Here is a 23,686-nt window from a genome sequence, read left to right as displayed (position 1 = left end):
CGCATGATTGGGGATTGCCATGACGCCCTTGTCCATTCTCGAACTCGTACGCGTGACGGAAGAGACGGATGCGAGAGGTGCGCTCGACAACGCCCGCGATCTCGCCGCCCATGCTGAAGCGTGGGGCTATAACCGCATCTGGGTGGCCGAGCATCACAACATGGCCGGCATAGCGAGTGCGGCGACCTCGATCGTGCTGGCCCATATCGCGGCAGGCACCAAGACGATCCGGGTCGGGGCCGGCGGCATCATGCTGCCGAACCACGCGCCCTACATCATCGCCGAGCAGTTCGGCACGCTGGCGCGGCTGTTTCCCGGCCGCATTGATCTGGGCCTCGGCCGGGCACCCGGTACTGACCAGATGACGCTGCGCGCCTTGCGCCGCTCGCCGAACAATGCCGAGAATTTCCCGCAGGACGTGCTGGAATTGCAGGCGTTTCTGGCGCCGGCCGGCCCCGACCAGCGCATCGTCGCCGTGCCGGCGGCGGGCACCGAGGTTCCGCTCTGGATCCTCGGATCGAGCAATTTCGGCGCGATGCTGGCGGCCGAACTCGGCCTTCCCTATGCCTTCGCCTCGCATTTCGCGCCTGATCTGCTGCTGCCGGCGCTGGAGATCTACAAGAGCCGCTTCAAGCCGTCGGAACAGCTCGACCGGCCCTATGCCATGGTCGGCGTCAATGTGATCGCGGCGGAGACGGATGCCGAGGCGAGGCGGCTGGCGACGACGCAGCAAATGTCGTTCGCGGATATTTTCAAGGGTGCGCGCGGGCTTTCGAAGCCGCCGATCGACGACATCGAGACCTATTGGGGGCCGATGGAGCGGGCGCAGGCGAAGCAGATGTTGGCCCGCTCGATCGTCGGATCGCCTTCGACGGTCCGCGCCGGTCTCGACGCGCTGGTCAGGGAGACGGGCGCCGACGAACTGATCCTGGTTTCGGATGTCTACGACCATGCGGCGCGGCTGCGCTCGGTCGAACTGATCGCCGAAAGCTGGGGCATCGGCGCCGGTTGACAGCGCCGATCCTGTTCGCGATCCGGTAACGGCGCGTTACCGCGCCGTCTGCATCAGCGGGTAGCTGCGGCGGACCGTTTCGGCGATGACGGCGGCGACGATCGCCTTGACGAGATCACCCGGCACGAAGATCAGCGAGCCCTTGGCCGCGTCGAACAGCGAGAGCTTGGCGACGAAGGCGAGCCACGGAATGCCGATCAGATAGACGACGCCGATGCCGCCGATCACCGAGAAGATGAAGAACCAGACCGCATTCATCCGCTTCCAGTTCAGCTCGGTCAGCCAGCCGGTGACGAAGGCCGCGAAGGGCCAGGAGATGATGAAGCCGGCGGTCGGGCCGAAGAAGACGCCGAGGCCGCCATGGCCGCCTGCGAGCAGCGGCAGGCCGAGAGCGACCAGCAGCACGAAGAGCAGGATGGCGAGGCCGCCGCGCTTGGCGCCGATCAGGCAGCCGGCGAGCATTACGCCGAGCGTCTGCGCCGTGATCGGGACGGGCAGGAAGCCCACCTGGATCGCCGGCACGAGGTTGACCGCTGCCATCAGGGCGGCGAAGAGCGCGATATAGACGATGTCGCGTGTCGATACGTCCTTGGTCATCGGATCCCGATCTCCTGTTCGATTGGATCATTCATCTGAAATGTCGTTCGTTCAACCATCATAGCCGCGGGCCTCGATCGCGTCGGCGAGTTCGTCGGCCGCCTTCAGCGTGCGGATGATCAGCGGCACGAAGAGCGCCAGCGGGTTGGCGGCGAGGCCGCGCGCCGCCTGCGCCTCGCGGATATGGCGAAGCTCCTCCGCGATCAGCGGGATGAAGCGGATCGCGAGCGCGATGGCGAGGCCGACCTTTTCCGGATTGACGCCGAGCGGGCGCAGCGGGCTCAGCAGCCATTCGACCAGCGCCGCCATTTCCGAAATCGGCGTCGCATGGGTGATGGCGCTCGCGAGCAGGATCAGCGTCGCGAAACGCGCCACGGTCAGCACGCCGTCGGCGATCGAGCCGAATATCGCATGGAAGGCGAAGATGATCAGAAGCAGCACGGCCGGGCCGCGCAGCTCCGCGATCAGGCGGCGAAAGGGTGCGCCGGTCGAGAGGTAGACCGCAAAGGCCACCGGCACGGACAGAAGCGCCAGCGCCGTCGAGGGAATGAGGAAAAGCGCCAGCGACACGACCAGCAGCCCGGCGAGCTTGGCGCCCGCAGGCAGCCTGTGCAGGGCCGAATGGCCGGGCTGGTAGAGCCCGATCGTCACCGCATCTGCTCGCGGTAGAAGGCGAGCACGTCGGCCGGCCGGCCATCGGCGGCCACGCGGCCATCGGCGATCATCAGCACGCGCTCGAAGCCGGAGAGAAGGTCGAGATCATGCGTGACCACGATGGTCGGATGCGGCAGCGCATCGATCGCCTCCGCGACGCGGTTGCGGTTCCGGAGGTCGAGCAGCGTGGTCGGCTCGTCGAAGACGATGATGGTCGGCTCGGTCACCAGCACGGCCGAGAGCGCGACGAGCTGCTTCTCGCCGCCGGAAAGCGTGTGGACCGGCCGCTCGCGCAGATGCCCGAGGCCGTAGCGGGCGAGCGCGGCGTCGATCCGGCCGTCGATCTCGCCCTTCGGGATCTTGCGCGCCTTGAGGCCGAAGGCCATGTCCTCGGCAACGATCGGCATGACGATCTGGTGGTCGGGATTCTGGAACACGAAGCCGACCTTGCGCCGGATCGCCTTGACGTCCTTGCGCGTGTCGATGCCGTCGATCAGCACGTGGCCGTGGTTCGGGACGACGAGGCCGTTCAGCAGGCGCGCAAAGGTGCTCTTGCCCGATCCATTGGCGCCGACAATGCCGATGCGGCGCTCGGCGAGCGTGAGATCGATATCGACGAGGACCGGCCGGCCATCGAAATCATGGCTGACGGCTTCCAGCACGATCATGCGCGTTCGGCGCTCCCGCTTGCCGGTTGTGCGTTGCCGCATGCGATAGAGGCTGTCATGCGCCGGGTCAATCGACGACAACAACGGAGCCGGCTCAGCGATCCGCCGATCTGGGTCAAACGGTGCTCTTTCCCTCCGTTACGGCTTTGGCTACAACCATCTCATGACCCAGAATCTCGCCGCACTCCTCCCCATAGTGAAAGCCGCGCCGGTTGTTCCGGTGCTCATCATCGACGACGTCAAGACGGCGGTGCCGCTTGCCAGGGCGCTGGTCGCCGGCGGGCTGACGGCGCTCGAAGTGACGCTCCGCACCCCCGACGCGCTCGAATGCATCCGCGCGATCAAGGGCGAGGTCGAGGGCGCCAATGTCGGCGCCGGCACGATCCTGACGCCGAAGCAGTTCGACGAGGCGGTTGCCGCCGGCTCGACCTTCCTGGTCAGCCCCGGCATCAGCCCGAAATTGCTCGCCCATGCGGCGGGCTCGCCCGTTCCGCTGCTGCCGGGCATCGCCACGGCCGGCGAAGCGATGTGGCTGCTCGAGGAAGGCTATGGCGCCGCCAAGTTCTTCCCCGCCGAGCAGGCCGGCGGCGCGCCCTATCTGAAGGCGCTCGCCTCGCCGCTGCCGGGCCTGATGTTCTGCCCGACCGGCGGCGTCAGCCTCAAGAACGCCTCGACCTATCTGGCGCTCAAGAACGTTGTCTGCGTCGGCGGATCGTGGGTTGCGCCTGCCGCCGCCGTCGCGGCCGGCGACTGGGCGGCGATCACGACGCTGGCGGCCGAGGCGGCGGCGCTCAAGGCAGCCTGACGGCCGGCCGCTTCGGCGGTTCGGTAACCGTCCCGCCCTTGTCGTCGCCTCTCGCGTTCACTACGTCCGAAAAGCCCGCAACGGGCGGACAGAACGAGAGGAGACGACCATGTTCGACAGCAAGAAGTTGCTGGACCAGCTCTTGGGCGCTGCCGGAGGGCAGGGGACGACGGCGCAGGGCGCGTCGGGCGGCCTCGGCAATCTGGGCGGGCTCGGCGATCTTGTCGGCGGCGTGCTGGGCGGCGGTCAATCCTCGGGCGGTGGCCTTGGCGGCGTGGTCGGCCAGGTTACCGACTATGCCAAGAAGAATCCGGGCCTTTCCACGGTCATCGCCGGCGGCCTCGCCACCGTGCTGCTCGGCGGCAAGGGGCCGAAGATCAAGGCCGATGCGCTGACGCTCGGCGGCCTCGCCGCGATCGGCACGCTCGCCTACAAGGCCTACCAGCAATACAAGATCAACAATCCGGACGCGCCGCCGCCGGCAACGCCTGCGAGCGTGCCGCAAGTACCGGCGCCCGCGGATACCGGCTTCAATCCGGCCAATGCCGGCGCGCCGGATCTCGTCGCGCTCTCGATCATCTCGGCCATGATCGCGGCGGCAAAGGCGGACGGCAAGGTCGACGAGACCGAGAAGCAGAAGATCATCGGCAAGCTCTCCGAGGGCGGGCTGTCGGCGGAGGAGCAGGCCTTCCTCAACACCGAACTGGCCGCGCCGCTCGACATCAACAGAATCGTCGATTCCGCGACGGGGCCCGAGCATTCGATCCAGCTCTATGCCGCGTCGCTGCTGGTCATCGCGCCGCCGGGCTCGCCGGCCGAGCGTGCCTATCTCGACATGCTGGCGGCCCGCTTCGGCTTCGACGCGCAATTGAAGACCGCGATCGAGCAGACGGTCGCGAGCGCGGCCGCCTGATCGGGCTCTTGGGTGGCGTCATCCCGGGCCGGGCCCGGGGTGACGCTACACTTTCGGGCGAGACGAGCCCTTATGCCGCCTTGGCGTTCTTCTCCAGGAAGGCGCCGATGCGGGCGAGCGCCTTCAGGATGTTCTCGGTCGAATTGGCGTAGGAGAGGCGGATATAGCCCTCGCCATGAATGCCGAAATCCGGACCGCCGATCGTCGCAACGCCGACTTCCTCCAACAGCGCCGAGGCGAGCGGCTTCGATTTCCAACCCGTCGCGGTGATGTTGGGGAAGGCGTAGAACGCGCCCTTCGGCACGGCGCAGGAAACGTTCGGCAGCTTGTTGGTCTCGGCGACCACGACATGGCGGCGGGCGTCGAACTCGGCCACCATCGCATGGACGGCGTCCTGCGGGCCGGTGAGCGCGGCGAGGCCGGCCCATTGCGCCGGCGCGTTGACGCAGGACCAGCAATTGACGGCGAGCTTGCGGATCTTGTCGACGAGCGGCTGCGGCCAGACCGAATAGCCCATGCGCCAGCCTGTCATGGCATAGGTCTTCGACCAGCCGTCGAGCAGGATCACGCGGTCGCGGATCTCCGGATAGGAGAGCAGCGAGGTGTGGGCGAGACCGTCATAGACCATCTGGCCGTAGATCTCGTCCGAGAGGATCGCGACATCGGGCCAGTTGGCGAGGCCGGCGACGAGCTTGTCGATCTCGGCCTTGGGCGTCACGCCGCCGGTTGGGTTGGCAGGCGAATTCAGGATGATCAGCCGGGTCTGCGGCGTGATCAGCGCCAGCGTCTCCTCGGCCGAGAAGGCGAAGGCGTTCGCCTCGCGAATCGGAATCGGCACCGGCCGCGCGCCGGTGAACTCGATCATCGAGCGATAGATCGGGAAGCCGGGATCGGGATAGAGGATGTCGGCGCCGGGTTCGCCGAACATCAGGATCGCGGCGAACATCGTCACCTTGCCGCCCGGCACGATCACGACCTGCTCCGGCGAGACCGGCGCACCCGAGCGCTTGGCCACATCGGCCGCGACCGCCTCGCGCAGCGGCAAAATGCCCGTGGCCGGCGTATAGCCGTGTTCGCCATCGCGCAGCGCCTTCACGGCCGCCTCGACGATGTGCTCCGGCGTTTTGAAATCCGGCTGGCCGATGCCGAGATTGATGATGTCGCGGCCCTGGCGCGCCAGCTCGGTGGCGCGCGCCAGCACGGAAAAGGCGTTTTCCTCGCCGATACGGTCGAAATTGGCGACGGTGTGGAACATGATCGAACTCTCCTCGGCCCCTCTGTGGCGTCTCTCGGGACGCGTTCTTTCGGGTGTCCCGTCGCATGCCGCAGCGCACAACAGACGCCCATTGATTTCGTATGATGTTTCAGCGCATCCTCCGGCCAAAATCAAACCGATTTAGTCCGGGAGACAAGTCACCATGTCCTCAAGCTCACCGCTCAAGCTCCGTTCGCAAGCCTGGTTCGACAATCCCGGCAACCCCGGAATGACGGCGCTCTATATGGAGCGCTATCTGAACTATGGCCTGACGCGCAAGGAATTGCAGTCCGGCAAGCCGATCATCGGCATCGCGCAGACGGGTTCGGACCTGTCGCCGTGCAACCGCCACCATCTGGTCCTGGCCGAGCGCGTGCGCGAAGGCATCCGCGAGGCCGGCGGCATCGCGATGGAATTCCCCGTTCATCCGATCCAGGAGACGGGCAAGCGTCCCGGCGCCGCGCTCGATCGCAACCTCGCCTATCTCGGCCTCGTCGAGCTGCTCTATGGCTATCCGCTCGACGGCGTGGTGCTGACGATCGGCTGCGACAAGACGACGCCGGCCTGCCTGATGGCCGCCGCCACCGTCAACATTCCGGCGATCGCGCTGTCGGTCGGCCCGATGCTGAACGGCTGGTACAAGGGCGAGCGCACCGGTTCGGGCACGATCGTCTGGAAGCAGCGCGAGCGGCTCGCCGCCGGCGAAATCGACTATGAAGAGTTCATGGAGATCGTCGCCTCGTCGGCGCCGTCGACCGGCTATTGCAACACGATGGGCACGGCCTCGACGATGAACTCGCTCGCCGAAGCGCTCGGCATGCAGCTTCCCGGTTCGGCCGCGATTCCCGCGCCCTATCGCGAGCGCCAGCAGATCGCGTACGAGACGGGCAAGCGCGCGGTCGAGATGGTCTGGGAAGACCTGAAGCCCTCCGACATCATCACCCGCGAGGCGATCGAGAACGCGATCATCGTCAATTCGGCGATCGGCGGCTCGACCAACGCCCCGATCCACATCAACGCGATCGGCCGCCACGTCGGCGTCGAGGTCAATGTCGATGACTGGCAGGAGCTTGGCCACAAGGTTCCGCTGCTCGTGAACCTGCAGCCGGCCGGCAAATATCTCGGTGAAGACTTCCAGCATGCCGGCGGCGTCCCCGCCGTCGTCGCCGAACTGATGAAGCACGGCCTGATCCGCGAGAACGCGATGACGGTCAACGGCAAGACCATGGGCGAGAACTGCCGCAACGCGGTGATCGAGCTTCCCGACGTCATCCGCACCTTCGATACGGCTCTGGTCAAGGACGCCGGCTTCATCGTGCTGCGCGGCAATCTGTTCGACAGCGCCATCATGAAGACGAGCGTGATCTCGAAGGAGTTCCGCGACCGGTACCTCTCCAATCCGAGCGATCCGGAGGCCTTCGAAGGCCGCGCGATCGTGTTCGACGGGCCGGAGGATTACCATCACCGGATCGACGACGAGACGCTCGAGATCGACGAGCACTGCATCCTCTTCATCCGCGGCACCGGCCCGATCGGCTATCCGGGTGCGGCGGAAGTCGTGAACATGCAGCCGCCTGCAGCCCTCATCAAGCGCGGCATCCACTCGCTGCCCTGCATCGGTGACGGTCGCCAGTCGGGCACGTCGGGTTCGCCGTCGATCCTGAACGCCTCGCCGGAAGCAGCCGCCGGTGGCGGTCTCGCTATCCTGCGCATGGGCGACCGCGTCCGCGTCGACCTGAACAAGGGCCAGGCCAACATCCTGATCTCGGATGAGGAGCTGGCAGCCCGCTATGCTGAGCTCAACAAGCATGGCGGCTACCACTTCCCGGCCAGCCAGACGCCGTGGCAGGAAATCCAGCGCGCCATGACCGACCAGCTCGCGGACGGCATGGTCCTGAAGCCGGCGGTGAAGTATCAGAAGGTGGCGCAGACCTTCGGCGTTCCGCGCGACAACCACTAGGCGAAAGCGTTAATGCCCAAGCTTCTGATCGCGCCTGAAGGGGTCGGCGAGCATCTCTGGATCGTTCCGGAGAACAAGCCGCCCTTTCCGGTCGAGATCGAGGATCTGGATCTGTCGGAAGAGCTGATGGACCGGATCGAAGCCTGGGGCGACGCCTTCGACGCCATCTATGATCCCGCCCACCCGGCGGGATCATCCTTTCCCTCCGCCGAGGCCGAAATCGTCTGGCGCGCCGAGGGACAGCTGATCGCAGCCGCCATCCGCGACGAGCTGGATGACGATTGGGAGATCGAGACGAAGTTCTGAGGGGGCCGTCTTGGGCAGGATGAACAAGGCCTGGCATGAGGCCAACCCCATGCCCTTGAAGGCGACGCTCGATCAGCGTATCGCCTGGCACCTTGCCCATATCGAACATTGCGGCTGCCGCGACCTGCCGGACGGCATCAAGGCCGAGCTTCGCCGCCGCGGCCTGCCCATCCCCGCCAGAAAGGATGCCGTCGCATGAGTACCCTGCCGGTCGGCGTTCCCGTCGACGCGAAGCCCGCGCCCCGGCCCGGGCGCGTCACGCTGGACGGCCGTTTCGTCTCTGTCGTGCCGTTCGATCTCGCCCTGCATGGCCGCGATATCTTCGCGCTCTCGGCAGGACGTGAGAATGAAGACCTCTGGGCCTATCTGGGCCAAGGGCCGTTCGCCGACTATGAGGCTTTCGCGGCCCATTATGCGGTGGCTCAGACCAGGGATGATCCGCTGCTCTTCGCCATCGTCGACAAGGCGTCGGGGCGCGCCGTCGGCCACGCCACCTATCTCCGGATAGCTCCCGCCGATCGCGCCATCGAGGTCGGCAATCTCCTGTTCACGCCCGCGCTCCAGCGCACGCCCGGGGCCACCGAGGCGATGTATCTGATGATGCGCCATGCCTTCGATGATCTCGGCTACCGCCGCTATGAATGGAAGTGCAACGACCTGAACGCCCCGTCGCGGCGCGCGGCGCTGCGGCTCGGCTTCACCTATGAGGGCACGTTCCGGCAGCACATGATCATCAAGGGCCGCAATCGCGACACGGCCTGGTTCTCGCTGCTGGACCATGAATGGCCGCGCGCCAACGCGGCTTTCGAAGCCTGGCTCGACCCGGCGAATTTCGACGCGGAGGGGCGTCAGATTCGTCGACTGGAGGATCTGCGCGCCTGAACGCCACGGCCGCAGGATGCGATCAAGAACAATATAGGGAGAGAGAAACAATCATGACGGACCGTCTGAAGGGCAAGCGCGCCTTCCTGACTGCGGCCGGCGCCGGGATCGGCCGCGCCACCGCGATCGCCTTCGCCGCCGAGGGGGCGCATGTGATCGCGACGGATCTCAAGGGGGAGCTGATCGCCGACTTGGGGACGCATGGCGTGGCGGAGGCCTATCCGCTCGATGTCCGCTCGACCGAGGCCATCGAGGCGCTGGCCCAGCAGGTCGGGCCCGTCGACATCCTCTTCAACTGCGCCGGCTTCGTCCATCACGGCACTGCGCTTTCCACCTCGGACGAGGATTGGGATTTCTCCTTCGACATCAATGTGAAGTCGATGCATCGCACGATCCGCGCCTTCCTGCCCGGCATGCTGGCGCAGGGCTCCGGCTCGATCATCAACATCGCATCCGGCGCGAGCTCGGTGCGCGGCATTCCGAACCGCTATGTCTATGGCGCGTCGAAGGCCGCGGTCGTCGGCCTCACCAAGGCGGTTGCGGCCGATCACATCCGCCAGGGCATCCGCGTCAATGCGATTTCGCCCGGCACGATCCAGTCGCCTTCGCTCGATGGCCGCATTGCCGATCAGGCGGCGAAGACCGGCAAGAGCGAGGCTGAGATCCGTCAGCAGTTCATCGACCGCCAGCCCATGGGCCGGCTCGGAACGGCGGAGGAGATCGCGTATCTGGCAGTCTATCTGGCGTCGGACGAGGCGAGCTACACCACGGGTCAGGTCCATCTGGCCGATGGCGGCTTCGCGCTCTAGACCATCTCAGCGGAAACGCTGAGGCGATCTATCTATTTGATTTACAGCGCTTTCTTGACGCGAAGCGGCGTCGATTTCGCTGAGGCGCTTTAGCCGCGCCGCGCGCATCATCCCGGGCGATTTCCCGGGATGATGGCGAGAGCGAAGGCGGCGGACGGGACTATTTCGTCTTCCACCCAGTGAACGGCGTCTCGCCGACCGGGCTCAGCGGCGGCTTGCCCTCGTCCCATGCGGTCAGGTTGTCGATCACGCGCTGGCCCATGGCGTCGCGCGTATAGAGCGAGGCCGAGCCGACATGCGGGAGCAGGACGCAGTTTTCGAGCGCGATCAGCGCTTCGGGAACCTGCGGCTCCTTCTCGAACACGTCGAGGCCGGCGCCCAGAATGCGCTTTTCGGTCAATGCCTCGATCAGCGCCGCCTCGTCCACGACGGTGCCGCGGCCGATATTGACGACGATGCCGCGCGGACCGAGCGCATCGAACACGGCGCGACCGATCAGCTTGTCGGTAGCGGCTCCGCCCGGCAGCACGCTGACGATCGTGTCGACTTCCTTCGCCATGGTGATGAGGTCGGGATAATAGCGATAGGACACGTCGGGCTGCGGGCTGCGATTATGGTAGACCACCGGCACGTCGAAGGCCTGAAGCCGCCTTGCGATCGCCTTGCCGATGCGGCCGAGGCCGACGATGCCGACCGTGCGGTCGCGCAGCGTGCCCGTTGTCAGCGGATAGGGGCCGCGCGGCCATTTGCCGGCGCGCAGATAGCGCTCTGCCTGCGGAAATTCGCGCACGGTGTTGAGGAGCAGGCCGAGCGCCGTATCGGCGACTTCCTCGGTCAGCACATCCGGCGTGTTGGTCACGATGATGCCCTTGGTCGCGGCATATTTCGCGTCGACATTGTCATAGCCCACGCCGAAATTCGCGACGATCTCGAGCGCCGGCAAGCGGTCGATCAGGGCCTTGTCGATGATCGGTCCGCCGCCACCGCAGGCGATCGCGCGGATTCGGGGCGCGACTTCGGCGAGCAGCGGCTCGCGATCGGCGAGTTCATAGAGTCTGTGGACGGTGAAGCGTTGGTCGAGGGCGTCGTTGACGCTCTTCAGCATGCGGCCGGGCATGAGAATTTCGGGCCGGGACATCGGGCTCAGGTCTCCTGTCGATAAGGTCAGCGTTTGGCGGGATCGGTGGATTCGCGAATGCGAAGCGCCGGCTCGATCAGGACATGTTCCGGCGGCACGCGCTCACCCTCGATCTGGCGGCGCAGCAGGTCGGCGGCCAGGCTGCCGATCTGCTCGGGAACATTGAACACGGAGGTGAGGGCGGGCGTCGACCAGGCCGCGAGTTCGGTATCGTCATAGCCCGCCACGGCGATATCGCGTCCCGGCGTGATGCCGGCGCGGTGCAGCGCCGCGATGAGACCGGAGGCGACGAGGTCGTTGAAGCCGAAGATCGCCGTGGGGGGTGGCGATAGCGACAGCAGATGCGGCGCCGCGTCGCGCCCGCCGGCCGCCGTCATCGCTTCGGAAATATGGAGCGTGGGATCGAGCGTCAGGCCTGCTTCCTCATGCGCCGCCGCATAGCCGGCATGGCGCTCACGGCCGGCGCTGGAGGCCCGCCGCCCGCCGACAAAGGCGATGCGCTGGTGGCCGGCGGCGATCAGATGGCGGGTGACGGAACGCGAGCCGGCGAAATCGTCGCCGCGCACCATGGGAAGGTCGACCTCGCCCGTGCCGCCGACATCGCGGCAGATCATGACGCAGGGCATGCCCGAACGCGCAATGCGGTTCATTTCCTCGGGCGTCGTGCCGACAGCCGGGCAGATGATCAGCCCGTCGGCGCGATGCTGCATCAGCGTTTCGACGAAGGTGCGCTGGCGGCGGACATCGTCGCCATGATTGCAGATCATGATCGCGAGAGACTGGGCGTTGAGGGCGCCCTCGACCGCGCGGAAGATCTCGGCGAAATAGGGGTTCAGCACGTCGTGCACGACCACGCCGACCATATTGGTGCGCGCGGTCCTGAGGCTGGCGGCGGAACGGTTGGCGACATAGCCGACTTCCTCGGCGAGCGCTCGCACGCGCAGGCGTGTGGACTCCGCCACCAAAGGCGAATCGCGCAGCGCCAGCGATATGGTCGCGGTGGAGAGCCCGAGCTGTTCGCCGAGGGCACGCAACGTCAGGCCGCGTCGCGGCTCGGTCGGATGCCACGTCTCTCCCTGGTCGCTCATTTCGCTCATCGACCGGCCGGTCTCCTCGTCGGCTGCCTCTATCCTAACGGCTTAAACCAATTTAGTTTCGGGAAACATCGGAATTTCCAATCTTTGGGAGGGACGCAATGTCTGATCGCAAGGTCGGCTTCATCGGGCTCGGATATATGGGCGAAGGCATGGCCGCCAACATACTGGCCAAGCACGGCCAACTCACCGTGATGGCCAATCGCCGGCGCGATGCGGTCGATCGCCTGGTCGCGGGCGGCGCCAACGAGGTCTCGACGCCTGCCGAAATGGCAAAGGGCTGCGACGTGATCTTCCTCTGCGTCACCGGCTCGCCGGAAGTGGAAGCGGTGATCGAGGGGCCGAACGGCATTCTCGCCGGTGCGAGCGACGGCCTCATCGTCATCGATTGCTCGACCGCCGAGCCGACCTCGACGGTGGCGCTCGCCGCGAGGCTTGCCGCTGTCGGCGCCCGGCTCGTCGATGCGCCGCTCGGCGGCACGCCGGCCGGTGCGGCGGCCGGAACGCTGCAGGCGCTGGTTGGCACCGACGCCGACACATTCGCCGAGGTCCAGCCGCTGATCGCCTGCTGGGCGGCGACGATCGTCCATGTCGGCGCGGTCGGCGCGGGCCACAAGATGAAGCTGATCAACAATTTCATCTCGCTCGGCTATGCGAGCCTCTATTCCGAGGCGCTGGCGCTCGGCCAGAAGGTGGGCATCACGCCGGAGGTGTTCCACTCGGTCATCGGGCAGGGCCGCATGCGCTGCGGCTTCTACGATACCTTCATGACCTGGGTGATGACGCGCGACGAGAACGCCCACCGCTTCACCATCGCCAATGCCTACAAGGACCTGCGCTATCTCGGCGCGATGGCCGACAATGCCGCTGTCGTCAACGTCATGGGCTCGGCGGTGAAGAACCAGTTCGCGGCCTTTGCGGCGGCCGGCGGCGCGGAGAGCTATGTGCCGATGCTGTCGGATTTCGTCGCGACGCAGAACGGCACCAAGCTCGCCTGATCGCGACCGGCCCCTTCAACCCAGTTACAAGCGGATAGTCCCCATGTCCCTGAACGTCCTGTTTGTCGGTGGAACCGGCCAGATCTCGCTGCCCTGCGTCGAGAAGGCCGTCGAGGCCGGCCACCGCGTCACGGTCTTCAACCGCGGCCGCGCCGATGCGGGCTTGCCGGCCGGCGTCACCTCGATCGTCGGCGACATGAAGGACGCGGCCGCCTATGGCGCGCTCGCCCGCCAGTCCTTCGACGTGGTCTGCCAGTTCATGGTGTTCACGCCGGAGGAGATGGCGACCGACATCGCGACCTTCACCGGCCATGCCGGCCAGTACATCTTCATCTCGTCGGCCTCGGTCTATGAGAAGCCGGCCCGGCATTATGTCATCACCGAAAAGACCCCGGCGGTGAACCCGTTCTGGCCCTATAGCCAGCGCAAGATCGCCTGCGAGAACCTGCTGAAGGCGCAGGATCAACTTCCCTGGACCATCGTGCGCCCGAGCCATACGGTCCGCAACGGCCTGCCCTCGATGATGAACGATGGCGACACGACCGCCTATCGCATGCTGGCCGGATTGCCGGTGATCGTCTGCGGCGACGGCACGACCCCCTGGACGCTGACGCGCTCCGTCGATCTCGCCGTGCCCTTCATCGGCCTGTTCGGCAAGGAAGCGGCGCTCGGCGAGGATTTCCACATCACCTCGGACAAGGGCTATGGCTGGGACCAGATCTATCGCGCCATCGCCGCCGGGCTCGGCGTCGAGGCGAAAATCGTCCATGTCCCGACCGATACGCTCATCCGCTACAATCCCGAATGGGAAGGTCCGCTGATGGGCGACAAGACCTGGGCGGCACTGTTCGACAATGCCAAGGTCAAGCGCGTCGCCGGAGATTTCACCTGCTCGGAGAACATTGACGAGGTGCTGGCGGAATCGATCGCGCATGTGAAGCGCCGCATCGCTGCCAATGCCGGCAAGCCGGTTGATCTCAATCCGATCATGGACCGGATCGCCAGCGAGCAGGCGGCGCTCGGGCAGGGCTGATCGCAGCCCGGCGGTTTCATCCGCAGGGCCCCCGCCGGAGTGCGGCCGAGCCGATGCGACGTCGAACGCATTGGCAGGTGGTGCGGCCGGTGCTCTGCCGTGAGCGAACAGGACTGGCCGTTCCGATGAAGGCATCACCGACGGCTGCCCATGATTTGTGCGCGGTCGGACGCCGGGCTGGTCGACACAAAGGGTGGCCTTGCCGTCTGGTCTGGCATCAACCTTGCTGACATGTATGCAGAAACTCATGGAGATGCATAATGCGAGTAACCCAGGAGCCGCTCCTGCGGAAGTTCTGGTATTGCGTGATGCCGATGTCGGCGCTGGGCGATACGCCGGTCGGGATGAAGCTCTGCGGCGAGCCGATCGCGCTCTGGAAGGATGCGAGCGGGGCGCCGCGCGCGGTCAAGGATCGCTGCCTGCATCGCACTGCCAAGCTCTCGCTCGGCACGGTCGAGAACGGCAATATCGTCTGCCCCTATCATGGCTGGGCCTTCGACGGCACGGGCCATTGCGTCAAGGTTCCGCAGGACGTGGTGGAGAAGCCGAACCCGTTCGGCGTGCCGGGCTATCGCTGCGTCGAGCGCTATAATCACGTCTGGGTCGCGCTGGACGAGCCCTTCTACGACATCCCGGTGATCCCGGAATTCGGCGCGCCCGGCTATCGCCAGGTGATCGAGTTCTGCGACGACTGGGCCTGCGCGCCGCTGCGCATCATGGAGAATGCGTTCGACAACGCCCATTTCGCCTTCGTTCACAAGGGCAGCTTCGGCGATACCGATCCCGTGCCGCCGCCTTTCACGCTCGAGGATACCGAGGACGGCTTCGTCATGCGCACCGAGGTGCCCGTGCGCAATCCCGAGGGGATGCGCGACGCCATCGGTATGACGTCCGACCGCACCGTGCGCCGGACGGCCAACCGCTTCTTCGTGCCGTTCTTCCGCGCCGGCAAGATCACCTATCCGAACGGGCTGGAGAACATCCTCTGCACGGCGGCGACGCCGATGGATGAGGGCAAGACCCGCTTCGTCCAATGGGTCATCCGCAACGATACCGAGGAGCAGGTCCCCTCGGAGAAGGTGATCGCCTTCGACAAGCGGGTCAGCCTGGAGGACAAGCTGATCCTGGAATCGACCGATGAGAACGTGCCGCTCGATGCGAGCGAAGGCCGCGAATTGCACATGGTCTGCGATCGCCCCGGCGTTCTCATGCGCAAGAAGATCCGCCAGCTTCTCCGCGCCACACCGGAATCGACAGCGGCCTGAACCTGCGCCGCGCGTGTCAGGCGGTCGCCCGGCGCATGGGCGACAGCACGATCCGTGCGGCGAAGCTCACCACCGCTGTTGCGAAGACGGCGAATCCCGTGAGGCAGAGGAAGGCGCCGAACAGGCCGAGCGTGTCGCCGAGCTTGCCGAGCACCAGCACGGGAAGCGCATTGGCGAGATAGCCGGTCATGTAGAAGGCCGAGATCCACGTCGACCGGCGCCGTGGTGGCGCGATGCGGTTGGTGATTCCGGCCGCGCCGACGAAGGCGGCGCCATAGCCGACGCCGTTCAAGACGGTGCCGGCGATGAAGAGCGCCGGCGCGCCGATCCAGATCGCGGTGGCGCAGAGCATGGTTGCCGTGGCGATGACGATCGTGCCGGCGATCAGCGCCCGATCGGAGCGGAAGTTCTGGCAGGCGATCTGGCTGATGCCCGCCACGAGCTGGAACAGCGCGATGATGACGCCAGCGGCGGCCATGCTCCCGATATCAAGCAGTTCGTGGATGAAGGTCGGGCCGAGGGCCGCGAAGGTCGAGCCGACGGACCAGGCGATGATCAATCCACCCGCCGCAACGGCGAATGCGGTCAGCCGTCCGCGCTCGGGCATTTCGGCAGCGATCTCGGCGCTGGTCGGGGCCGTCGTCACACGTGGCGCAACCCGCCAGCTCGCCGTGAGCAGGCCGACCAGCGTGATCACGGCGAGGGCGGCGATCACGAAGAAGGGCAGTTCGAGCGGCCAGGCATCGAAATGAAGCGCGACGGCGCTCAGGAGCGGTCCGAGCGCGCAGCCGCCGGTGAAGGCTGCCGTCGCGATCACCGCATTGCGGCGTGTGTCCGCTTTCGGATCGAGCTCGATCAGCGCGGCGTTGGCGGCGCCGGTCAATCCGCCCGTGCCGACGCCGGCAAAGAGCCGGCCGATCAAGAGTGCATGCAGATTGCCCGCCGTCGCGAATAGGATGGCGCCGGCCATGACGATCAGGAGCGAGACGCCGATCAGAATCCGCCGGTCGGGCAGGCGGTCGGACAAGCGGCCGAGGACGAGCAGGGCCGTCAGCGTGCCGAGCGCATAGATCGCGAAGATGGCCGAGATGGTGAACGCGTTCAGCGACCACATCTGGCGATAGGCGGTATAGAGCGGCGAGGCGGCGGTGCTGTTGAGCAGCGCCACCAGAATGGCGAGCGCGACAAAGAAACGTGCCTGCCGGTTGGCGCTCGTGGTCGGGATCGCCATGCCTATGCGCCGTCGATCGTGCTGGGCGGCCTGTCGGGCGCGCGCAGGTGTTCACGGTAGAGCAGATAGATGCCGCTGACCACGATCACGCCGGCGCCGACAAGCGTCCGCGGTTCCGGCAGGTTGCCGAAGACGAGGTAGCCGAGCAGGATCGCCCAGACCATCTGGATATACATGAAGGGTGCCAGCACCGGCGCGGGCGCCAGCGTATGGGCGCGGATCACGCACCAATGCGCCAGAATGCCGAAGACGCCCATCATCAGCAGCGCGACGCCGATCGGAATGGTGGGGGGCATGATCGCTTCGGGGATGGCGAGCGGGGCCAAGGCGAGCGCGGGGATCGCGGCGGCGTAGAGCAGCAGGCTCTGCATGCTCTCCGTGGCGGTGAGCAGGCGCGTGGAGAGGATGAAGAAGGCGTAGGAGAGCGCTGCCGACAACGCCAGGAAGATGGCCGGCTTGAACGTACCGACACCGGGCGCGGTCACGATCAGCACGCCGATGAAGCCGATGAAGATCGCCATCCAGCGGCGCGGCCCCGCCCATTCGCCCAGGAACGGCCCGGCAAGGCCGGCAATGAAGAAGGGGCCGGAAAAGCCGATCGCCGCGGTTTCGTCGAGCTGCAATTCCCGCAGCGCCATGAAATTGAAGATGGTCGAACCCGCCAGCACGAGGCTGCGCGCGATCTGCAGGACGGGCCTCTTGGTCTTGTAGAGGTTCCAATGGCGCCAGGGCCTGAGGATCGCGATGGCGAGCAGCGCATGGACGACGAAGCGCATCCAGGAGACTTCGAGTGCGGGGAGCGCCGTGCTCGCGAATTTCGCCGAGGTATCGAGGCTGGAGAAGATCAGCATGGACGAGCAATAGATCAGAATGCCGCGCAGGCGTTGCGCGGCCTCCGCGGCAGACGGCGAGGCGGACATCCGGACTCCGGGGGAGGATAGAGGCGTGGCGTCGCGCTCTGCGACCCGGCCCAATCAATCAGATCGGCGCGCCGGGCTCAAGCAACAGGTTCGGCAACAGGCTCCGCTTCTTCGACCTCGTCCTCCGCCGGCTCGTCGACGGCATCAACGGTCGCGGAGAGATTGCGCTCGATCTGCCGAAGCAGCTTGCGAAGGCGCTTCACGTCCTTGTCGTCGATCCCGGCCAGTGCCTCCTTTTCGAGGCGCTTCCAGCCCTTGTCGACATCGGCGATGGTGTCGCTGCCCTGCTCGGTCAGGAACACATGAGCCTGCCGACCATCGCCCTTCGAGGCGCGGCGCTCGACATAGCCCTGCGCGGCAAGGCGGCTCACCATCTTCGTGACGGTGGGCGGCTGGACCGAAAGGGTCTGGGCAAGCTGGCTCATCGACAGCCCGTCCTGTTCGGCGAGCGCCTTCAGAACGCTCTCCTGGCCTGGATGCAGGCCGATCCGCACGAGATGGTCGCCAGAGCGGCCGCGCGCGGCGCGGGCGGTCTGTGCGAGGCGGAAGGTGATCGTCTTGCGATGGTTGAATGCCATGATTGTTCCCGGATAGCCGAAATTCGTGTCGGGTTGATGACACGGCAAAGCATTGTGCCCGGGGTGGCGAGTTCAGCGCTGCAGGCGAATACCGATCGTTGCTGTCGTCGTCGGATAGTTGCCGCCGGGTTCCGCGCTGACATAGTACTCCTGACTGAGCCGGCCGACGAGCCATGCTTCACGATTGAGTTTCCACGTCGCGGTCATGCCGGCTTCATAGGTGATGTCGCTCTGGTCGGTGCCCTCGTAATGCTCGTGGCGCCAGCCGAGATCGCCTTCCAGCGTGAAGTTCCGGCGAACAAACCGCTTCACCGTCAGACCAAGATCATAAACCAGCGAACTGGATGCGTTCGGATCGTCCGTCGCGTCGATATAGGTCGCCGCGATGAAGCCGATCTCGGTCAGCGGCGAGGGCGACCAGATCAGAGACGCGTCGATCGTCGGCGCGCCGACATCGGCAAAGGCCGGGTCGTCATAGATTTCGCGGCGCCAGCCGAGCGCGATCTCGCCCTTCAGGATCGGATCGGCCGAATAGGCGATGCCGCCGCGGATCGTGACGCCGGAGCTGTCGCGGTTGATGCCGTCCTGCGCGTTGGCCTGGTTGAAGCTTCGCCGGGAGAGCTGGGTCTCCACGAAGGGCGCGATCGACGGCGTCACCTGGTAGCCGACGCGGACGGCGCCGCTGGTCAGCAGATTGTTGCGATAGCCCTGGTAGATACGCGTGTCGCCATCCCAGCCATCTTCATAGTCGGTATAGGTGCCCGTGCTGCGCAACTGGAAGACGGTCTTGCCGAAATGGCCGTCGAGGGTCGCGCCGCCATCGAAGGTGTTGACGCCGGGCGGATTGGTCGCGCCGGTGGGATAGTCGAGGCTGTCGGTCGACTGGGTTTGGTAATCATAGTCGGCCTTGAGGCGGAGGGCCCAGTCCTGCGGCAGGTCGATGCGGCCATTGCCCTCGACATAAAGCACCGGATTGGGCGCGACGCTGGTATCCGTATAGTAGTCATAGGCGCCCTTGAGCGCGAAGCCGAGCTCGTGCCGGTCCCAGTCCGATCGCAGCACGATATCGGGCGCCGCCGTCAGGACGCCGGACGGGCCGCCCGTCGACGATCCGGCCGCGTTCGAGGTGTAGCCGCCCCGGAGTTCGATCGCCGGCAGCAGGATGAAGCTGCCGAGGCGGATGCCGAGCGGATCATAGCTGGTCTCGTCGCGCGCATCGGGGGCACGGCGGCGGCCCTGTGGCGCCTCGCCTTCCTCGCCGGTGATCGGCGCCTCGCGTTCGGCGCGGCCGATTCGCCCGTCCTCGACCTGATCCGCGACCGTGCCAGGATAGCCCGGCGGCGCGGTGCCGATCTCCACCGGCTGGCCCGGGTCCGTGCCGCGCAGTTGCGAGAAATCATCGGCGGTGTCGAAGGAAATCGGCGGTCCGTCGCCATCTTCCGCATGCGCGGCCGGCAGGGGCATGAGCGCTGCGAGGAGCGCAGCCTTTGCCAGGAGCCGAAAGGTGAAGCGCATTGCGGAGCCGTATTCCGGGATTGGAGGCGGAGGCCATGGGTGGACCGGCCCGGGCTGGCCGAACCGCTATGGTTTCCGAATGGTAAACGGCCTTGGTTAAGAGATGGTTGTCACCGCCTCGCCCATGCGTCGCCTTTTCTTGCGCGTGGCGGTGCCGGCTATGCTAAAAGCCCGCGCGGAAAACAGTTGCGGAGCAGAGCATGCAGAATGCCGTCCAGCCGAGCGCGATCGTGGCGGGCGAATCGGTCGCTTCCGGGATCCGGACGATCGAAAGCGAGCGCGCCGGGCTCGATGCGCTGGTCGCGGCGCTGGCTGGTCCACTGGCGGCCCCCTTCGCGACCGTGATCGACCTGGTTCGCCGGACGAGCGGCCGTGTGGTCGTGACAGGTGTCGGCAAGAGCGGCCATGTCGGCGTCAAGATCGCGGCCACGCTCGCCTCGACCGGCACGCCCGCGCTCTTCGTTCACGCGGCCGAAGCGAGCCATGGCGATCTCGGCATGGTCGCGCGCGACGATGTCATCCTGGCGCTGTCATGGTCGGGCGAGACGGCTGAATTGCGGGCGATCGTCGAATTTGCCCGGCGCTTCCGCAATCCGCTGATCGCCATGACGTCGAATGCGGAAAGCTCGCTCGGGCGCCAGGCTGATCATGTCCTGCTGCTGCCCAAGGCGGAGGAAGCCTGTCCGCACGGCCTCGCGCCCACCACCTCGGCGGTCATGCAACTCGCGCTCGGCGACGCGCTCGCCATCGCGCTCCTGGAGACGCGCGGCTTCACCGCGCAGGATTTCCGCCTGTTCCATCCCGGCGGACGGCTCGGCGCCAGCCTCCATTTCGTGCGCGACATCATGCATCGCGACGAAGCTCTGCCGCTGGTCGCGACCGCGACCTCGATGAGCGAGGCGATCGTCGCGATGACGGCGAAGGGCTTCGGCTGCCTCGGCGTGCTGGACCGCGACGGCATGCTGATCGGCATCATCACCGATGGCGATCTGCGCCGGCATCTCGGGCCGGACCTCCTGTCGCGCACGGTCGATGAAGTCATGACGCGCGCGCCGAAGACGATCGTCCCCGACATGCTCGTCGGCACCGCGATCGACCTGCTGAATACCGCCAAGATCACGGCGTTCTTCGTCGTCGAGAACCGCCGCCCGGTCGGCATATTGCATATGCACGACCTGCTGCGGATCGGGGTCGCCTAGGGCATTCCCGGTGAACCCCGGTTCACCGTGAATGCCCTATCTGCTTGCCATGACACATTTTCTTCACGCGAACCGGTGCCCACTTCGCTCGAAAATGTTCTAGATCCAACCCATCAGCTCGCGCCGCGCGAGATGCTCGAGTAGCGTCATGCCCTCCGGACTGTCGTTGAGACAGGGGAGGGCGGCGAAATGCTCGCCGCCATGCTCGTGGAAGATCTCGGCATTCTGCATCGCGATTTCTTCCAGCGTTTCGACGCAATCTGCGGCGAAGCCCGGGCTGACGACGGCGATGCGCTTGACGCCGCTCTTCGCCAGGGCCTCGACCGTCTTGTCGGTATAGGGCTGCAGCCATTCCGCGCGCCCGAAGCGTGACTGGAAGGTGAGCTTCATCCGCTCCGGCGACCAGCCGAGCCGGTCGCGCAGCAGCCGCGCCGTCTTGTGGCAATGGCAATAATAGGGGTCGCCCTTGTCGAGATATTCCTTCGGCAGGCCATGGAACGAGGCGAGCACGAGCTCGGGCTCGAAATCGAGCGCGGCGATCGAGCGCTCGATCGATACGGCCAGCGCGTCGATATAGACCGGGTCGTCGTGATAGGGCGGCAGCGTGCGCAGCGCCGGCTGCCAGCGCATGGTCTTCAGCGCGTCGAACGCCTTGTCATTGACCGTCGCCGTCGTCGCAGCCGCATATTGGGGATAGAGCGGGGCGACGAGGATCCGCTCGCAGCCGGCCTTCTGCATCGCCTCCAGCCGGTCCTGGATCGACGGCGTGCCATAGCGCATGGCCCAGTCGACGATGAGCTCTTCATGGTCGCCGAGGGCAAGGGCGAGCTTTTCCGATTGCGCGCGGGTGATCGTGCGGAGCGGCGATTCGTTCTTTTCGGTGTTCCAGATCGACCGATAGGCATGGCCCGAGCGCGATGGCCGGATCGTCAGGATGATCAGGTTGAGGATCGGCCACCAGAGGAGACGCGGCACCTCGATCACGCGGCGATCGGAAAGGAACTCCTTCAGATAGCGCCGCATCGACCAGTAATCGGTGCCATCAGGTGTGCCGAGATTGACCAGCAGGAGCCCGATCCGGCCATGCGCGACCGGCGGATGGCCGGCCGGGAGCGCGGATCTGGCCGGTGCGTTCAGTTTCGGTGTGATGTCCATGCGATCGCTATGCCCCGCTCCTTCGCGTTCGTCCAGAAGATAGATACGGTCGAGCGAGGGCAAAGGATCTGCGTCGATCGACCCCATGGCCGTTTTTCGGATGACAGCGGCGCCTCGCATTGAGAAAGTCGGAGGTAGCGAGATCCTCGCCCCGATCTCGGCCCTCCTGAGGAGCAGACGATGAAACACCCCATCCGCCTTCTGGCCGCCTCGGCCTTCGCCCTCGCACTGAGCTTCCCTGCACTGGCCGAGACCGTCACGATCAACTTCGTGCAGACCAACGACATTGACCGGATGGAGGATCTGAAGGGGCGGGGCGGTTTCGCCAAGGTCGAGGCGGTGGTCGCCGCAGAGCGCGCCAAGGGTCCGACGCTGTTCATCCATGCGGGCGATACGATCTCGCCATCGCTGCTCTCCGGCATCGACAAGGGCGCCCATGTCATCGACATACTGAACCAGATGGGCGTCGACATCTTCACGCCGGGCAATCACGAATTCGATTTCGGCCCGGATGTCTTCCATGCCCGTATCGGCGAGGCGAAGTTTCCCGTCATCACCTCGAACATTCGCGAGAAGGATGGCAGCCAGCCGAAGAACACGACCGACGACAAGATGGTTGAGATCGGCGGCGTCAAGATCGGTTTCTACGGCCTGACGACCGAGGACACGCCCGTCGTGGCGACAGCCGGCGATACGGTGTTCAATTCCTCGATCGAGACGGGCAAGGCGAAGGAAAAGGCGCTGCGCGCCGCCGGGGCCGACCTCGTTGTCGCCGTGGTGCATACGCCGCTCTCGGTCGACATGGCGCTGGTCCGCAACCGCGCCGCCGACCTCGTCTTCTCCGGCCATGACGAGCATCTGCTCGCCTTCTTCGACGGCAAGACCGCGCTGACGGAATCCGGCTCGCAGGGCGACAATGTGATCGTCACCCGGGTCACGATCGACAAGACCGAGAAGGACGGCAAGACGACCGTTGCCTGGCAACCGCATTTCGAGATCATCGACACGAAGGACATCACGCCCGATCCGAAGATCGCCGCGGTCGTGAAGACCTATCAGGACGAGCTCGACAGCCAGATGAAGGTCGAGATCGGCAAGACGGAAACGCCGCTCGACAGCCGCCGCGCGACGGTGCGCGGCGAGGAGGCGGCGATCGGCAATCTGGTCGCCGATGCGACGCGCGCGGCCGTCGGCGCCGATATCGCCATCACCAATGGCGGCGGCATTCGCGCCGACCGGGAATATCCCGCGGGCGCGACGCTGACGCGGGGCGACGTCTTCGCCGAGCTGCCCTTCGGCAACAAGACGGTCAAGCTGGTCGTCACCGGCGACATGGTCAAGGCCGCGCTTGAAAACGGGTTCAGCCAGGTCGAGGGCGCGGCGGGGCGCTTTCCCCAGGTCTCGGGCCTCGTCGTGACGGTCGACCTGAACGCTGCGCCGGGCATGCGGGTCAAGAGCGTGATGGTTGACGGCGCGCCGCTCGATCCGGCCAGGAAATATACGCTCGCCACCAATGACTACATGGCCGATGGCGGCGACGGCTATGTCGTGTTCAAGGATGCGGCGCGGCTGGTCGGCGTCGCGGACGGCCGGCTGATGGCGAGCGAAGTCATCGATTATATCGCCGACAAGAAGACGATCGCGCCCGTCGTCGAGGGTCGGATCAAGCCTGTTTCCTGAGCCCCGGCTTCTGCTCGAA

24 protein-coding genes are annotated in these 23,686 nt (G+C 66.0%); 13 read left to right on the top strand and 11 right to left on the bottom strand.

Annotation, left to right across the window (positions count from 1 at the left end):
* Positions 1–19: 19 nt before the first annotated feature.
* On the top strand, positions 20–1,012 hold the full coding sequence (locus QO014_RS19390) for an LLM class flavin-dependent oxidoreductase (protein WP_266350383.1): 993 nt from the start codon (positions 20–22) through the stop codon (positions 1,010–1,012).
* Between the two features lie 36 nt (positions 1,013–1,048).
* Here QO014_RS19390 and QO014_RS19385 read toward each other — a convergent pair whose 3' ends face one another.
* The 3 genes from QO014_RS19385 to QO014_RS19375 are packed head-to-tail and all read right to left on the bottom strand — an operon-like array spanning position 1,049 to position 2,931.
* Positions 1,049–1,609, bottom strand: a complete 561-nt coding sequence (locus QO014_RS19385; protein WP_266350382.1) for a biotin transporter BioY — start codon at positions 1,607–1,609, stop codon at positions 1,049–1,051.
* Between the two features lie 51 nt (positions 1,610–1,660).
* On the bottom strand, positions 1,661–2,260 hold the full coding sequence (locus QO014_RS19380) for an energy-coupling factor transporter transmembrane component T family protein (protein ID WP_266350381.1): 600 nt from the start codon (positions 2,258–2,260) through the stop codon (positions 1,661–1,663).
* Positions 2,257–2,931, bottom strand: coding sequence for an energy-coupling factor ABC transporter ATP-binding protein (locus QO014_RS19375; protein WP_266350421.1), 675 nt, complete (start codon positions 2,929–2,931; stop codon positions 2,257–2,259). Before QO014_RS19375 ends, QO014_RS19380 begins: the two co-directional genes overlap by 4 nt.
* A gap of 163 nt (positions 2,932–3,094) precedes the next feature.
* On the opposite strand from QO014_RS19375, the gene QO014_RS19370 reads away from it, so the two are divergent.
* Both QO014_RS19370 and QO014_RS19365 read left to right on the top strand, forming a co-directional pair.
* The gene (locus QO014_RS19370) at positions 3,095–3,736 is read left to right on the top strand and encodes a 2-dehydro-3-deoxy-phosphogluconate aldolase (protein WP_266350380.1); all 642 of its coding nucleotides are present in this window, start codon (positions 3,095–3,097) and stop codon (positions 3,734–3,736) included.
* Between the two features lie 109 nt (positions 3,737–3,845).
* Entirely contained in the window at positions 3,846–4,649 is an 804-nt protein-coding gene (locus tag QO014_RS19365; protein WP_266350379.1) for a tellurite resistance TerB family protein, read from the top strand.
* Between the two features lie 70 nt (positions 4,650–4,719).
* Here QO014_RS19365 and QO014_RS19360 read toward each other — a convergent pair whose 3' ends face one another.
* Positions 4,720–5,904 (bottom strand): pyridoxal phosphate-dependent aminotransferase, encoded by a 1,185-nt coding sequence (locus tag QO014_RS19360; RefSeq protein WP_266350378.1) that lies wholly within the window; start codon positions 5,902–5,904, stop codon positions 4,720–4,722.
* Between the two features lie 163 nt (positions 5,905–6,067).
* On the opposite strand from QO014_RS19360, the gene QO014_RS19355 reads away from it, so the two are divergent.
* Genes QO014_RS19355 through QO014_RS19335 form a run of 5 tightly spaced genes read left to right on the top strand, consistent with a single transcriptional unit; the run spans position 6,068 to position 9,861 of the window.
* A complete protein-coding gene (locus QO014_RS19355) occupies positions 6,068–7,864 on the top strand; it encodes an IlvD/Edd family dehydratase (RefSeq protein ID WP_266350377.1) in 1,797 nt (598 codons plus the stop codon).
* 12 nt (positions 7,865–7,876) lie between these two features.
* The gene (locus QO014_RS19350) at positions 7,877–8,170 is read left to right on the top strand and encodes an immunity protein CdiI family protein (protein WP_266350376.1); all 294 of its coding nucleotides are present in this window, start codon (positions 7,877–7,879) and stop codon (positions 8,168–8,170) included.
* Between the two features lie 19 nt (positions 8,171–8,189).
* A complete protein-coding gene (locus QO014_RS19345) occupies positions 8,190–8,369 on the top strand; it encodes a hypothetical protein (RefSeq protein ID WP_266350419.1) in 180 nt (59 codons plus the stop codon).
* Complete coding sequence (locus tag QO014_RS19340) at positions 8,366–9,052, top strand: GNAT family N-acetyltransferase (RefSeq protein ID WP_266350375.1); 687 nt, start codon at positions 8,366–8,368, stop codon at positions 9,050–9,052. Before QO014_RS19345 ends, QO014_RS19340 begins: the two co-directional genes overlap by 4 nt.
* Positions 9,053–9,105: 53 nt before the next feature.
* Positions 9,106–9,861, top strand: coding sequence for an SDR family oxidoreductase (locus QO014_RS19335; protein WP_266350374.1), 756 nt, complete (start codon positions 9,106–9,108; stop codon positions 9,859–9,861).
* A 160-nt stretch (positions 9,862–10,021) separates the two neighbouring features.
* On the opposite strand, the gene QO014_RS19330 is transcribed toward QO014_RS19335, so the two are convergent.
* Together QO014_RS19330 and QO014_RS19325 are read right to left on the bottom strand one after the other, a co-directional pair.
* Positions 10,022–10,999 carry a 2-hydroxyacid dehydrogenase gene (locus tag QO014_RS19330; protein ID WP_266350373.1) on the bottom strand — a complete coding sequence of 326 codons (978 nt, stop codon included), beginning with the start codon at positions 10,997–10,999 and terminating at the stop codon, positions 10,022–10,024.
* A gap of 26 nt (positions 11,000–11,025) precedes the next feature.
* On the bottom strand, positions 11,026–12,096 hold the full coding sequence (locus tag QO014_RS19325; protein ID WP_266350372.1) for a LacI family DNA-binding transcriptional regulator: 1,071 nt from the start codon (positions 12,094–12,096) through the stop codon (positions 11,026–11,028).
* A 98-nt stretch (positions 12,097–12,194) separates the two neighbouring features.
* Between QO014_RS19325 and QO014_RS19320 the strand changes: the two genes are divergently transcribed.
* From QO014_RS19320 to QO014_RS19310, 3 genes are all read left to right on the top strand, one after another.
* On the top strand, positions 12,195–13,091 hold the full coding sequence (locus tag QO014_RS19320) for an NAD(P)-dependent oxidoreductase (RefSeq protein WP_266350371.1): 897 nt from the start codon (positions 12,195–12,197) through the stop codon (positions 13,089–13,091).
* 43 nt (positions 13,092–13,134) lie between these two features.
* A complete protein-coding gene (locus QO014_RS19315) occupies positions 13,135–14,124 on the top strand; it encodes an SDR family oxidoreductase (protein ID WP_266350370.1) in 990 nt (329 codons plus the stop codon).
* A gap of 260 nt (positions 14,125–14,384) precedes the next feature.
* Positions 14,385–15,389, top strand: coding sequence for an aromatic ring-hydroxylating dioxygenase subunit alpha (locus tag QO014_RS19310; RefSeq protein WP_266350369.1), 1,005 nt, complete (start codon positions 14,385–14,387; stop codon positions 15,387–15,389).
* Positions 15,390–15,405: 16 nt separating this feature from the next.
* On the opposite strand, the gene QO014_RS19305 is transcribed toward QO014_RS19310, so the two are convergent.
* From QO014_RS19305 to QO014_RS19290, 4 genes are all read right to left on the bottom strand, one after another.
* Positions 15,406–16,620: an MFS transporter gene (locus QO014_RS19305; protein ID WP_266350368.1), complete on the bottom strand. Its 1,215-nt coding sequence runs from the start codon at positions 16,618–16,620 to the stop codon at positions 15,406–15,408.
* Positions 16,621–16,622: 2 nt separating this feature from the next.
* Positions 16,623–17,540, bottom strand: coding sequence for a DMT family transporter (locus QO014_RS19300; protein WP_266350367.1), 918 nt, complete (start codon positions 17,538–17,540; stop codon positions 16,623–16,625).
* A gap of 77 nt (positions 17,541–17,617) precedes the next feature.
* Complete coding sequence (locus QO014_RS19295; protein WP_266350366.1) at positions 17,618–18,118, bottom strand: MarR family winged helix-turn-helix transcriptional regulator; 501 nt, start codon at positions 18,116–18,118, stop codon at positions 17,618–17,620.
* Positions 18,119–18,190: 72 nt separating this feature from the next.
* Entirely contained in the window at positions 18,191–19,633 is a 1,443-nt protein-coding gene (locus QO014_RS19290) for an outer membrane beta-barrel protein (protein WP_266350365.1), read from the bottom strand.
* A gap of 200 nt (positions 19,634–19,833) precedes the next feature.
* Here QO014_RS19290 and QO014_RS19285 point away from each other — a divergent pair, with 200 nt between their 5' ends.
* On the top strand, positions 19,834–20,832 hold the full coding sequence (locus tag QO014_RS19285; RefSeq protein ID WP_266350364.1) for a KpsF/GutQ family sugar-phosphate isomerase: 999 nt from the start codon (positions 19,834–19,836) through the stop codon (positions 20,830–20,832).
* A gap of 99 nt (positions 20,833–20,931) precedes the next feature.
* Here the strand turns inward: QO014_RS19285 and hemH are convergent, their stop codons facing one another.
* Positions 20,932–21,987, bottom strand: coding sequence for a ferrochelatase (gene hemH, locus QO014_RS19280; RefSeq protein ID WP_266350418.1), 1,056 nt, complete (start codon positions 21,985–21,987; stop codon positions 20,932–20,934).
* A 180-nt stretch (positions 21,988–22,167) separates the two neighbouring features.
* On the opposite strand from hemH, the gene QO014_RS19275 reads away from it, so the two are divergent.
* Positions 22,168–23,667 (top strand): bifunctional metallophosphatase/5'-nucleotidase, encoded by a 1,500-nt coding sequence (locus QO014_RS19275; protein ID WP_266350363.1) that lies wholly within the window; start codon positions 22,168–22,170, stop codon positions 23,665–23,667.
* Positions 23,668–23,686 lie beyond the last annotated feature (19 nt).

It is taken from the genome of Kaistia dalseonensis, from assembly GCF_030814715.1.
Taxonomy (GTDB): Bacteria; Pseudomonadota; Alphaproteobacteria; order Rhizobiales; family Kaistiaceae; genus Kaistia; species Kaistia dalseonensis.
The sequence above is the reverse complement of the archived record's forward strand: the minus strand, read 5'-3'. Positions and strand labels throughout refer to the sequence as shown.